Source organism: Deltaproteobacteria bacterium PRO3, assembly GCA_030263375.1.
Lineage (GTDB): Bacteria > UBA10199 > UBA10199 > DSSB01 > DSSB01 > DSSB01.
Genome location: SZOV01000091.1, coordinates 1 through 12,790, shown reverse-complemented (window position 1 = coordinate 12,790; position 12,790 = coordinate 1). Strand labels below are relative to the sequence as shown.

At 65.6% G+C, this 12,790-nt stretch carries 9 protein-coding genes; 4 read left to right on the top strand and 5 right to left on the bottom strand.

What is annotated here, in order from left to right; translation table 11 throughout:
• Together FBR05_12420 and FBR05_12415 are read left to right on the top strand one after the other, a co-directional pair.
• Positions 1–775, top strand: a 775-nt coding sequence (locus FBR05_12420; GenBank protein ID MDL1872987.1) for a two-component system sensor histidine kinase CreC, incomplete at its 5' end; no start/stop codon positions are given.
• Positions 759–1,271, top strand: coding sequence for a hypothetical protein (locus tag FBR05_12415; GenBank protein ID MDL1872986.1), 513 nt, complete (start codon positions 759–761; stop codon positions 1,269–1,271). The genes FBR05_12420 and FBR05_12415, both read left to right, overlap by 17 nt.
• On the opposite strand, the gene FBR05_12410 is transcribed toward FBR05_12415, so the two are convergent.
• The 5 genes from FBR05_12410 to FBR05_12390 form a co-directional block, all read right to left on the bottom strand.
• Complete coding sequence (locus FBR05_12410; protein ID MDL1872985.1) at positions 1,044–2,495, bottom strand: glycoside hydrolase family 3 protein; 1,452 nt, start codon at positions 2,493–2,495, stop codon at positions 1,044–1,046. The two genes, FBR05_12415 and FBR05_12410, sit on opposite strands and share 228 nt — an antisense overlap.
• A gap of 17 nt (positions 2,496–2,512) precedes the next feature.
• The gene (creD, locus tag FBR05_12405) at positions 2,513–3,901 is read right to left on the bottom strand and encodes a cell envelope integrity protein CreD (GenBank protein ID MDL1872984.1); all 1,389 of its coding nucleotides are present in this window, start codon (positions 3,899–3,901) and stop codon (positions 2,513–2,515) included.
• Positions 3,902–4,081: 180 nt separating this feature from the next.
• Entirely contained in the window at positions 4,082–5,341 is a 1,260-nt protein-coding gene (locus FBR05_12400; GenBank protein MDL1872983.1) for a hypothetical protein, read from the bottom strand.
• A gap of 9 nt (positions 5,342–5,350) precedes the next feature.
• Complete coding sequence (gene bamA / locus FBR05_12395) at positions 5,351–8,119, bottom strand: outer membrane protein assembly factor BamA (GenBank protein MDL1872982.1); 2,769 nt, start codon at positions 8,117–8,119, stop codon at positions 5,351–5,353.
• Positions 8,116–11,526, bottom strand: a complete 3,411-nt coding sequence (locus FBR05_12390) for a hypothetical protein (protein ID MDL1872981.1) — start codon at positions 11,524–11,526, stop codon at positions 8,116–8,118. Before FBR05_12390 ends, bamA begins: the two co-directional genes overlap by 4 nt.
• A gap of 27 nt (positions 11,527–11,553) precedes the next feature.
• Between FBR05_12390 and FBR05_12385 the strand changes: the two genes are divergently transcribed.
• Both FBR05_12385 and FBR05_12380 read left to right on the top strand, forming a co-directional pair.
• Positions 11,554–12,555 (top strand): hypothetical protein, encoded by a 1,002-nt coding sequence (locus FBR05_12385; GenBank protein ID MDL1872980.1) that lies wholly within the window; start codon positions 11,554–11,556, stop codon positions 12,553–12,555.
• On the top strand, positions 12,549–12,790 hold a 242-nt coding region (locus FBR05_12380), incomplete at its 3' end, for a hypothetical protein (protein MDL1872979.1). The genes FBR05_12385 and FBR05_12380, both read left to right, overlap by 7 nt.

The window sequence follows — 12,790 nt, the reverse complement described above, 5'->3', positions numbered from 1 at the left end:
CCTTCCCCCCTTTCCCAGGCTGGGCTCCAGCGAGATCGCCGAGATGGGCGCCGCCTTCGAGGGGATGCGCGAGGCGCTCGAAGGCAAGAAATACGTCGAGGCCTACGTCCAGTCGCTCACCCACGAGCTGAAGAGCCCGATCGCGGCCATCCAGGGCGCGGCCGAGATCCTGCAGGAGGAGAAAAATCCCGAGGCGCAGGCGAAGTTCGTCGCGAACATCCGCGCCGAGTCCGCGCGGATGCACCGGATCGTCGAGCGCATGCTCGAGCTGGCCGCCCTGGAGTCCCGGCGGGGCCTGGAGGCCGCGGAGGATCTGGATCTGGCGGTCCTGGCCGAGGCCGTCCTGGCGCGGCTCAAGGAGCGCTTCGCGGCCAAGGGGATCCGCGTCGAGTCGCGGTTGCCCCGGCCGCTTCCGCTGCGCGGCGAGGCCTTCCTCCTCGAGGCGGCGCTGACCAACCTTTTGCAAAACGCCCTCGACTTCAGCCCCCGCGGGGGGACCCTCCGCATCGAAGCCGAGGCCGCGGGGGAGGGCCTCCGCCTGCGGGTCCTCGACGAGGGCCCCGGCATCCCCGACTACGCCCTGGGCCGCGTCTTCGAGCGCTTCTACTCCCTCCCGAGGCCCGAGGGCGGGAAGAAGAGCTCGGGTTTGGGCCTAAGCTTCGTCCGCGAGGTGGCCCGCCTGCACGGCGGGACGATAGAAATTCAGAACCGCCGCGAGGGCGGCGCCGTAGCTATCCTGACCTTGGCCAGGGCACCCCATGAAGAAGCCGCTTGAGAAAATCCTCCCCCTCCTTCTGATCCTCCTGCTGCTGCCGGCCGCGGCCGCCGCCAAAAAACCCAAAAAGCTTCGGGCCGAGAAGATCGTGGTCGAGAAGGCCGAGCGGCGCATGACCCTGTACCGCGAGGGCAAAGCCTGGAAGACCTACAAGGTCGCGCTGGGCGGGGAGCCGGTGGGCCCCAAGCGCGAGCAGGGCGACCACAAGACCCCGGAGGGGCGCTACACCATCGACTACCGCAATCCCAATTCCAGCTACCACCTGTCCTTACATATCTCTTACCCCAACCGCAGCGACACCGCGGCGGCCAAGGCCCGCGGCGTCTCGCCCGGCGGCGCGATCATGATCCACGGCCTGCCCAACGGCGCGCCGGATTTCGGGGCGACGCACCGCCTCTACGACTGGACCGACGGCTGCATCGCCGTCACCAACGAAGAGATCGAGGAGATCTGGGACCTGGTGCCCAACGGCACGCCGATCGAGATCCTCCCCTAGGCGGCGGGCGCTCTGCGCCAAGGCCGCCCGCAAGCCCCCGTCGTCCCGCGATTTCAGCAAATAGGCCATCGCTTCATAATATAGCTCCGGATCGTAGGAGATCAGGATCAAGTCCACGCCGGCCTCTAGCGCCTGCCGCGCGGCGGGCCCGACCCCTCCCGGCCGACCTTGGATCGGTCCCATCGTGAAGTCGTCGGTGATCAGGACCCCCTCGTGCCCCCAGGAACCGCGGATCAGGCCGCGGACGATCGCGGGGGAGAGCGAGGCAGGGAGCTCGGGATCGAGTTCGGGGACGCGAACGTGGCCCAGCATCAGGAAGGCGCGGCTTGCGGCCAGGGTCGCGCGGAATGGGAGCCAGTCGGCAACCTCGAGCGCGTCGCGCGGGATCTCCAGCCTGCCTTCGCGCAGGTGGGTGTCGACCGCGACCTGTCCGAGACCGGGGAAATGCTTCAACGTGCAACGCAGCCCCCGTCTCTCGAAGGCGAGGCAGTAGGTCGTCGCGGCCTCCGCGACCTCCAGCGGATCTGCCGAGATCGCGCGCTGGTCGAGCCGGGTGTGGGGGTGGAAGCGGCCGTCCTGGTCCGGATGGCGCAGGTCGACGACCGGGCTAAAGTTCAGATTGACGCCCAGCTCGGCCAAGGCCCGGGCCTGCAGGTCGGCGTAGGCCTGGGCCGTGCCGCCGGCGCGCAGCCACACCGCGAGGGAGGGCTGGGCCGGCACCAGGGGAGAAAGCCTGGAGACCGGCCCGCCCTCCTGGTCGGTCGCGATGTAGAGCGGCGGCAAGCCCTGGGCGGCCTGGATCTCTTGCAGCCGGCGGAGCTCCGCCCGCACTTGGTCGCTTGTCTTGCCTTGGATGTTGCGCTGGGTGACGAAGACGCCGCCCACCGCCCCGCGGGCGACGAGGGCCTCGAGCTCGGCGAAGTCCCGGTAGCCTACGAGAAAGTGGCGGCCGAGGCGCCGCAATGCCGCCGGTTCCGCGGCCAAGACCCGCTCGCGCAAGGAGTCGGCCTGGCGTTGGAGGCCCAAGGGGATCAACCCCGCCAGGATCAAGGCGATCGCCCAAGCCTTCCGTCCGCGAAATTTCCAGGCGAGGGCCGCGCCCAGGATCGGCAAGATCCAGGGCAGGGTCTCGCGCCAGGCGAGGAGGAAGGGGGAGCGGGACTTCAGTCCCACTCCCCCGAGGACCATGAGCAGGAGGGATAAGGCGATTCGGGATTTCCACATGGCCGTCTCCTCGCCCCTTAGGAAGCCGCCGTCGCGTTGAGCGCCGGCGCCGCCTTGTTTTGGTCGATCTCGTACCAGTTGATCCGGCGCGTGAGGAACATCACCGCCGCGAGGATGAGGAAGAGCCCGCCCGTCCCCATCAACAGGGCGTAGTCCTCGGCGCGCAGCAGGGTGAAGAGGTAGGCGTAGAGTCCGGAGAGGACGGTGGCCATCAGGAGGGCGCGGCCCTTTCTCTGCAGGACCGTCGTCAAGTAGGCGGTGATCAGGCCCACGGTGCCGGCGGTGGCCGCGAGGTAGGCCCAACCGAAGGCGATGTGCTCGGAGAGCGAGAGCAACAATAGATAAAAGAGGCAGAGCCCCGCGCTGACCAGGAGGTACTGGACGGGGTGGATACGCAGCTTGCTCATCACCTCGAAGAGGAAGAAGGCGACGAAGGTCAGCAGGATGAAGAGCATGGCGTACTTCGCGGCGCGGGTGGTGAACTGGTAGATGTCCACCGGCATCATGAAGTCGGCGCCGAAGGCGAAGCCCGGCAGGTAGAGCTCGGGCGGGTTGTCGCGCCAGCTCTGCGGGATGGCGCGGGCGGTCTCGGGGATCTTCCACTCCGCCTGAAAACCCTGCGCGTCGACCGTGCGGGACACGGGCAGGAAATTCCCCGTGAAGCTCGGATGCGGCCAGTTGGCGGAGAGTTTCACGCGCGTGTCCTTGCCGAGCGGGAGGAAGGCCAGGTAGCGGCCGCCGCCCATCTGCAGGTTCATCTGGAAATCGAAACCCCGCGTCTCGGCGGCGATCGGCGGCAGCTTGGCGCGGATCGCCGAGTCGAAGAGGGCGCCGTCCTTGGTGCCGGGCTCGAAGGGGATGGCCTGCCCGTTCCACGAGACCTTCGGCGTCTCGCGCAGGCCGCGCAGGTCGCTCACGCCCAAGGTGAGGAAGGCGCGCTCCCAGTAGATCTTCTCGTCGGGGATGCCCCAGGCCGAGAAATCCGGCTTGGCGAAGCGGCCCTGGACCTTCATCTCGCCCTGGTAGACGGGCACGCGGAAGATGCCGCGGTGCAGGGTCTGGGAGGCGAGGGCGCTCTCGACCTCCAGTCTTTCCGGGAGGAAGTAGGCGAAGTGCAGCTCGCGCTGCAGCGTCTCTTGGCCCTTCTCGTTGGTGAGCTTGTTCTCGACGAGGAAGGGCACGACGAGGACGGGGCCGCTTAGGGTTTGCTCCCCGCCCCAGCCCTTCAAGACTTCGCCGCTCGCCTCGGCGCGGCGCTGCTGGCGCTCGTCGATCAGGTTGAGGATGAAGAGGGTGGGAATGAGCATCACCAGCGTCATCACGCCGATGAAGAAGATTTTCAGCAGGACTGCGAATCGACCTTTCATGGTTTTTCTCCTTGGTTTCGACCGAGCGGCGGGCGGCATGCCCGCCGTTGGAGAGATCTTCGGCGGGACGGATGAAGGGAGGAGGAAGCGGGGATGAAAAAACGATGAAAAATTCGGGATAGGAGATGACGGCTTCGTCAGGGCGAGCCGGTTTCTTAAAAAATTAGTAATAACAAGAAGTTATATTGATACTGTATTGGATGGTCCTTGGGCAGTAGCCTAAGGCGATGTCTTTCGAAAATATTCCAGTATCCCCGCCGCAACCCCTCCGGCGTAGTCCTCGTAGAGGCTGGAGAATTCCTGTCCGGCGATATTTCTCCGACCCGAAAAATCTCCGGCCTGGATTCGTGCGATCGTCTCGGGGTGGTTCATCACGTAGGCCTCGAGGAAGATCGTCGGGTTTTCGTAAAGGCGATTCGCCAGCAGGTTGCGCGACCAGAGGTAGGGATTGTCGCCGACCTTCTTTACCGAGCCGCCCGGGACCAGGGCGGGCGGCAGGCCCGTGCTGCGGGCCAGGGCCTCCGCGACGGCCTCGGCGAGCGGCCGCTCGACGAAGTGGCTGCCGTCGAGCATCCGGCGCAGGGTCTCGAAGCGCACGTCGTCGAAGGCCCACTCCCCCGCCTCGACCGCGCCGGGGATCAAGACGTGCAGGTGATTGCTCGCCGCCAGGCGGGGCGCCTCGGGATCGCCCCAGTCGCCGGCGTTGAAATGGAGGCAGACCGTCAGGTCGGGGCGGATCCTCTGGTTGACGAGCGCGGCGCGGGCGCGGATCTCGGCGACGCGGTAGAAGAGCAGCTCGCTCACGCGTCGCACCTGCTCCTCGCGAGGCAGGGCGCGGAAGGCCTCCGGCCGGGCGAGGTTTAGGTCCTGGCCCTCGTCCAGGTATTTCGCCGCCGTCTCTTCGAGGTCCTTCGGCCTCAGCGGCGTGACCGGCTCGGCGGATTCGCGCGTCAAAAATACCTCGGCGCCCCAGCCTTCGAGGCGGGTCCGCAATTTTTTCGCCACCAGGAGGGTTAGGTCGCCCTCGGCGACGGGGGCTTGGCCCTCCGGGCGAAACCAGCGGTCCTCCATCCGCGCCCAGGCGCCGCCCAGGTGGCCGGGGTCGAGGGCGATGCGCAGGCCGGCGAGCGGCTTGTCCCGAGTGGGATTACGGAGCGGGGAAGTTCGCCAGTAGCGGGGCGGCTCTTTCTTCGAGGCCGCATCGCGGGCCAAGGGGAGAGAGAAGGTCGCTTCGGATTTTGCGCGGGTCTTCACCTCGAGGGTCTTTTCCTCGAGCCGCAGGTACTTCGCCCAGCCGTCGTCGTAGCCGTAGACCTGGAGGGTCAAGGCTTGAAATAACTCCGTCGTCAGCGCCTCGCCGTAGGCCGCCAAGGACCGCCACTCCGGCTCCGTTCCCAGGGCGCTCAAGTTGGGCGGGGCCTTCGCGCAGGCGGCCCCCAGCAGCAGCGCCACGGATAACAGGAATTTCGCGCGCCGCATCCCCGCCTCCTAGAAGAAATACCCGAAGGTGAAGTGCAGGCGCCCGACGCCGTCGCCCGGATGGCGGTCGAGGATGAAGCCGTAGTCGACGCGGATCGGGCCGACCGGCGTGACGTAGCGGACGCCGGGACCGGCGGAGTGCCTCAGGTTGAAGAGGTTGAAGTCGCTCATGTCGGGGATGACGATGCCGGTGTCGAGGAAGCCCACCACCTGGAAATTCCCGAAGGCGCGGATCTGCAGCTCGAAATTGTGCACCAGCGAGAAGGTGCCGCCGGTGGGCAGCAGGGAATCCTGCGAGAAGCCCCGCACCGTGTCGTCGCCGCCCAGGTAAAGCCGCTCGTCGGCGGTGATGAAGGTGTCGCCCGGGAAGGGGAAGATCTTGGCCACGCGCAGCGCGTTCGCGATGGTGACGCGGGAGAAGGGGCTGTACCAATGGCCCAGGTTGGCCTTGGTGGTCAGGTAGTTCCCGGAAAGCTGGATGAACTGGTGGGTCATGGTGACGGCGCCGTTGAGGTAGTAGCCCTTGCGCGGGTCGCCGTAGCTGTCGCGGCGGTCGTAGGTGACGCCCAAGGTGGTCTCGAAGCGCGTGTGGTCGTCGGCGCTTTCCCGGGGCTCCAGCTCGTCGATGAGGGTCTTGCTCTCGTTGAAGTCGACGTACTCGAAGTCCAGGCGGCCATAGGCGCTCAAGTAGGGCCCGAAGTCCTTGAACAGGGTCGAGAAGGCGCCGGTTTCGAAGTCCTCGAAGAAGGGCCGGCGGTTGACGCCCGCGAAGGCGCCGACCAGCAGCTGCACCGAGGTGCCGCGGACCCGCGGGTCGATGTAGTTGATCTCGAAGCGCGAGACCTCCTGGCCGCCCTGCAGCTTGATGTTGCCGTTCTTGCCCGAGCCCCACATGTTCAGCTTGTTGAAGACGATCTTCCCGCTGAAGCCGGTGTCGGTGTTGTAGCCGGCCTCCAGGTCGATGATCTTCGTCTTGCGCTCCTGCAGGCGGATGACGGTGTGGACGACGGGCTCCCGGTTCGCCAGGCCCAGGGTCTCGATGTTCACGCCGTCGAAGGCGCCAAGGCGCCGCAGGTTGAGCTGCGACTGCAGGATGTCCTTGGCGGAGAACTCCGCGCCTTCCTTGAAGCGCAGGTTCTTTCGGATGGTCCTTTCCTTGGTCAGCGAGTTGCCGACGAAGAGGATGCGCCCGATGGTGACGTGGGTGCCCAAGTCCACGCCCATGCGCAGGTCCCAAAGATTCTCCCGGACCTTGTCGGCCCGCTTGTCGATTCGCGCATAGGGAAAGCCGTGGTTGGAGAGGGTCAGCAGGACGAACTGCACGTCCTCGTCGAAGCGCAGCGGGCTGTAGGGCTCGCCGGGCCGGCAGGCGAGTTTTTCCCAGACCTCCAGCTTGACCTCTTCGGGCAGGCCCTCGATGTGCAGGTTCTCGACGCGGGCGCGGGCCTGCTCGTCGATGTCGACGGTCAGCAGCACCCGGTCGCCGACCAGGTTGAAGTTGCGCTCCCACTTGGCCACCTTGGCGTCGAGCCAGCCCTCCCGTTGGTAATAGCTCTCGATCTGCTTCAGGTCCTCTTGGAAGAGCTCGGGGAGGTAGTAGCCGGGCTCGCCGAGGCCCGTCGCCTTGGTCTGGATCGTTTCCTTGAGCTTCGAACTCTTGACCCCGCGGTTGCCGACGAATTCGATCTCGCCCACCCGGCGCTGCGGGCCCTCGATGATGCGGAAGGTGACGAGGTAGTTTTCGTCGTCGACCTTCTCGCGGCTTGCCTCGACCTTGACCTCCTCGTAGCCGCGCTCTTTGTAGAAGCGCGCCAGCTTGGCCCGTGAGGCCTCGATCTCGAAGTCGTCGAAATCGCCGTCCTCGTAGATGGTGATATGCTTGCGCAGCACCTTGTCGAAATAGTGGTCGTTGCCCTCGAAGGAGACGAAGACGCGCTTGCCCTGGCGGATCGCCACCTGGATGTCGACCTTGCGGGCGTCGTAATCGTAGGTCTCCCCTTCGAGGCGGACGCGGGCGCGGACGAAGCCCTTGTCGCGGTAGAGGCCCTTGATCTTGGCCAGGTCCTTCTTGATCTGGCGGGGCTTGTAGTGGCTGTAGGTGAAGATGATCGTGCTGATCCGCTTGGGGTTGAGGGCGGTGTTGCCCGTGACTTCCTTATCGCGCAGGCGGTAGGTCTTGCCCTTCTCGATCTTGATCGTGATCGTCACCTCGCGGTGCTCCTCGTCGTAGTCCTCGATGGCCAGGACCGTGGTGTCGAAGTACCCCTCTTGTTCGTAGAGGCGATCGAGGCGGTCGAGCTGCTCGGGAAGCTTGGCCTTGTCGTAGATCTGGCCCGGGATGAGGAAGAGGGTGCGGCGGACCTTGCCCTCGAGCAGCGGGTAGTTGCCGCGGATCGTGACGTCCTTGATCAGGTAGCCCTCGACGAGCTCGAAGGTGAGACCGACGCCGCCCTCGTCGTACTCCACCAGGACCTCGACCGAGACGAAGACGCCCCACTTGCGAAGGTTGTTGATGGCGTTCTCCAGCTTCTCGCGGGTCAGGACCTCGCCGAGCTCGAGGCCGACCACGTCCCGCGCGACCTCCTCGCGGTAGACATTGAGGCCTTGGAAGCCGATTTTCAGGACCGCGCCCATCACCTCGTCGGGATCGGGGGCGTAGGCAGGCGCCTCCGCCGCGGGAGTGGGCGAGGGCGACGGCAAGGGGGCCTGCGCGGCCGCCCCGAAGGGCGCCAGCAAGGCCGCGAGCAGCGCCAGGATTTTAAGCGGATCCGGTCTCAAAAGCTTCTCCAGCGCAGGGTGAAATCGAAATCGAAGGACCCGTCGCTCAGCTGCGAGGCCTTGAGCAGGGCGTTGTCGAGCAGCAGGTATTCCATCTGCACGCCCTGCACCGGGTCGTCGATGCCCAAGTCGGTCTTGAATTCCAGCGACAGCCTCTCGGTCAGGCGCTTGCCGACCACCAGCGTCTGGATGCCTTGGCGGTTGTTGCGGCGGCTGATCGACTCGTCGGCGGCCTCCAGCCGGAAGATGTCGATCGAGGCCTTTTCGGCCAAGGGCCGCTGCAGGAAGCCGGCGATCTGCGAGGCGATCACCGAGCTGGCCAGGCTGGAGCTGCTGGTGCCGGTCTCGCCGGGCGGCGCGCCGGTGAAGACCATCGCGAGGATGTCGCGCTTCGGCAGGCCGGCGTCGCTGAGGAAATTCAGTTGCAAGTTGTCGAGGTAGCCGACGATGTGCGCCGTGACGTTGACCGTGCCCAGGTTGCGCAGCACCTCCTTCGAGGCGGTGACATCGACGTAGGGCTGGGTCTTGGGACCGCGGAAATCGACGTAGCCGCGGGCGTTCTCGAAGGCGATCTTGAAATAGGTGAAGTCGCCGTCGAGGATTTGGATCTCGCCCTGCACCTCCGGCTGTTTGGCGGGCCCGGTGACCTTCAGGTCGGTGGCGAGGAACATCCGTGCGACGTTGTTCTTGATCGCGAGCTCGCCCGGGCTTTTGATCCGCAGGTCCAGCAGGATGCGCTCGAGCCAGGGGTTGGGCTCGGCGGGCAGGGTCTTGGCGCGGGGCTTGAGGAGGAACTGGGTGATCTGGAAATCCCGGATGTAGCGTCCCTCGGTGATGAACATGTCGCCGGAGAGTTTCATCCGGTCGGCGGGGCCTTTCAGCGTGAAGTCGCCGCTGAACACGATCTTGTAGACTTCGGGCTCGGCGACCGCCACCTCGCGGGTGTTGATCGTGAGGTCGGCGAATTTGGGGACGAAGCCCTCGAGGTTGACCAGGCCGTTGATCGTGATGTCGCCCTCCGACATCGTGCCCGAAAGATTTTCGAAGACCAGCGATTTTCCGTTGTGCCGGATCTTTCCGGTCAGGTTCTCGATGGTGCCGCGGACGGCGCGCAGCACCAGCATCGCCTCGTTGAAGGAGATTTCGCCGACGATATCCGGCTTCTCCAGAGTGCCGCTCAATTTGAGGTCCAGGTTGGCGAAGCCCTCCGCATCGCGGAAGAACTGCTTCCAGTAGCCCAGGATGTCCAAGTCGGCCTTGCCCTCCAGCTTCAGCGCCATCGGCCCGTCGAAGGTGTAGGAGCCGCTCAGCGTGAGCAGGCCGCCGCCGGAGCGGAAGCGGGCGCTCTCGAAGATCATCCTGGGCGGGCGGATCGCGACCTTGAGCGGGCCGTCGTTGACGATGGAGCCCTCTTCCAATGGGATCTCGAAACGGCTGGCGTTGATGTCGATCTCGGTGGCCGTGCCCTCGATGCCCAGGCCCATCTTGATCTTGCCGTCGCCGTAGGTTTCGACCAAGGGCACCTCGAGGGCGGCCCAGATGGGCCTTAGGTCGACGTTCCTGGCCTCGGCGTCGATAAAGAATTTTCGCACGCCCTTGTAGGCGTAGTTGCCGGTGAAGCTTAAGCCCGGCAGGGCCTCGCCCTTGACCTTCACGCCGTTATCGTCGAACTCGAAGACGGTCTCGGCGGGCATGGCGATCTTCTCGTAGCCCGGCGGCTGGAAGGTCAGCGGGGAGATGACGAAGCGCTTGTTGCCCAGCTTGCCCTCCGCGGCGATGGGGCCCAGCTTGAAGCTGAAGAGGACGAAGTCCTGAATATCGGCCTTCAGCGTCCCGGTGGGCGAGGCCTCGCCGATATCCTCCAGGTCGAAGGTCCCGGAGACCTTGCCGGTGATGTCGGGATTGTCGAGCAGCTTCGACGCGTCGAGGCCCTGAAACTGCGTCTTGAGCACGGTGTGTCGCGACTTCTTGAAGATCTCCTTGCTGGTCACCTGCACCGACGCCGTGTGCCCCGAGCCCGCCGGCGCGCCGCCCTCGTAGCTCAAGTTGCCGTCGACGATCTTGAAGACGCCGGCGTTTTCTCCGAACTCGAGAAAGCTGTAGGCCAGCTCGCGGCCCTTCGCCTGGAAGACGAAGTCGGGCCGCTTGAAGGGGCCCTTGATCGTGCCCTCGGCGGTGGCGTAGCCGCGGAGGTCGAGGTCGGAGAGCGCCTGGATCAGCGTCGCCAAGTCGAACTCGGTGGTCTTGATCTGCACGTCCAGCAGCTGCTTGGGGAAGTCGACCTTACCCGTCCCGTTCACCTTGCTTTTCGGCGAGGCCAGCTCGAATTCCTTCAGCTCCAACACGCCCTGCCGCATCTTGCCGACCAGGTGCAGCTTGTTTTCCTGGCATTCCTTGTTGGCGGTGTTGCCCAGGGTCTTCGCGTCCAGGGCGACGTCTCCGTTCATCTGATCCAACTTATAGCCCTGCAGCTCGGCGCGGAGGCTGAACTCGAATTTGTCGAAGGTCTCCAGCAGCTCCTTGCCGGCTTTGGGAATGGCCCGCATCGGGAGGGGCGCGATCGTCTTCAGGTCCAGCTTGTAGGTGGACTTGGCGGGGATGTAGTCGACATCGACGCTCAGTGCGCCCTCAGGGTGGAGGAAGCGGCCGTTTTCGAGATAGAGCGTGTCGCCGCCGATCTTGATGCCGCTGAAGAAGCTGCTGGGCGGGAGCCCGGCGAGCTCGACGTCCTGGATGGAGAGGTCGCCCTCGGCCTCGCTGACGAAGAAGGTGAAATCCCGCAGGTAGGGCAGGACGATCTCGCCTTCGAAGGTGAGGGCCCCGGTCTGGATCTTCTTGTCCGCCGGTTTCAGGAGGCTGCGGTCGACGGCGAACTTCACTTTCTGGCGGGAGGCCACGGGGCGGCCGATCGCCACGTCGGCCTCGTCGAAGTGAAATTCGTCGCCGTTGCGCAGGGAGAGCCGGATGTCACGCACCTTCATGTCTTCCGCGGAGACGCGCTTGAGGATGACGCGCAGGGCGGTGCGCCAGGAGCTGGGCCCGGTCTTTTGGATCTGGCGCTGGTCGATCAGCAGGCCCTCGGCGCGCAGCCGCCGAATGCCCAAGTTGCCCTTCAAGGCGCTGCCGAAGGCGAAGTCGAGATCCAGCGAGTCGAGCCCGACGATCTTGCCGCCCGCCTCGTTTTTATAGGCGAAATCCACCAGGCTGAGGTGTCCGCGGTTCAGGTCGATCGCCAGGTTCTTGTAGGCGATCTCGCCCTTGATGCTCTTGTTGAGCTGGTTGACGGCGAAGCGGAGGAACCGAGGAGACTGGATAAATTCGTATAAAAGGAATAAGCCGAAGACCAAGATCCCCAGCAGGAACGCGAAGGCCTTCCACCAGGGGTGTTTTTTTCGGACTTGGGCCATAAGTGCTCGTAAAACTTGGATTTATCGGTGATAAAGTCAAGCGATATCCCGTCCCTCGCCACGACCGGAATCGGCAGCCTGCCGGGCCGCGACGCGCGCGCGGCGCTTCAGACCGCCTTCGCGGTAGATATCCCTTATTTTCCAAGCCTTCCGGCCTTGGACCCCGGAGAGGGTCTCTTGGTTCAGGCCCTGGCGGGCTTTCCCGGGGTCTCGGTGGCGGGGAAGGGGGAGCTGCGCTTTTCCGAAGAGGACTGGCGGGCGCAAGGTCGGACCTTCCGCGCGCGGTTGAAAGAGGGGCTGGAGGTGGCGGAAGTGTTTCCCTCGGGACCGGGCCTCTTGTGGGAAGACTTTCTCGCGCGGCTCGAGAGGGACCCGCGGTCTTGGGCCAAGGTCCAGCTGCTCGGGCCGGTGACGGCGCGAGTCGCCTTGGAGGCCGCGGCGGAGGGGGGATTGCCGGAGGACCCGGAGCTGGACGCGCAGCTCCTCGCTTGGCTCTTCGTGAAGGCCGAGGCGATGGCGGCGGCGCTGACTCGGCTGGGCAAGCGAGTCTTGTTTTTCTGGGACGAACCGGCACTGGGCATCGCCAGGGCGGCTGCGGCGACGCAGGCCTTGCGTAGTTCCTTGGAGGCCTTGAAAAACCTCGGCGCGACGGTGGGGGTTCACTGTTGCGGCGCTTGGGATGTCGTCGAGGTCTCGGCCTGGCCCGCCGACGCGCTGTCCCTCGACCTCGCCCTGGCCGGTCCGGCCTGGCTCGGGGACCCCGCGGCGCTTCGCGGCCTTCGCGGGCGCGGGGGGCGCCTGGCCCTGGGGATCGTGCCGACGCGGATACCTTCGGCTTGGAATTCCCGGCGGGAAGTGGAAGAATGGCGGACCCGTTTTGCCGACGCCCTAGGCGAGGCCGAGGCGCGGGCCCTACTCGCGGAGGCCCTGTTGACGCCGGCCTGCGGGCTGGGGACCAGGACGGAGGCGGAGGCCGCCGAGGTGTGGCGCCGTCTCGAGGAAGTGAAGTCGGAGTTGATGCGATGTTGAATCCCAAACCCTACACCCACCGCGCCCAGCGCCTGATCGAGGCGCTGAAGACCCGCGTCCTCGTCCTCGACGGCGCGATGGGCACCGCCCTGCAACAGAAAAACTTGGGCCCCGCCGACTTCGGCGGCGCCGAGTACGAGGGCTGCAACGAATTCTTGGTCGTCACCCAGCCCGAGGTCATCCTCTCGGTCCACGAGGCCTACCTCGCGGCCGGCGCCGACATCGTCGAGACCGA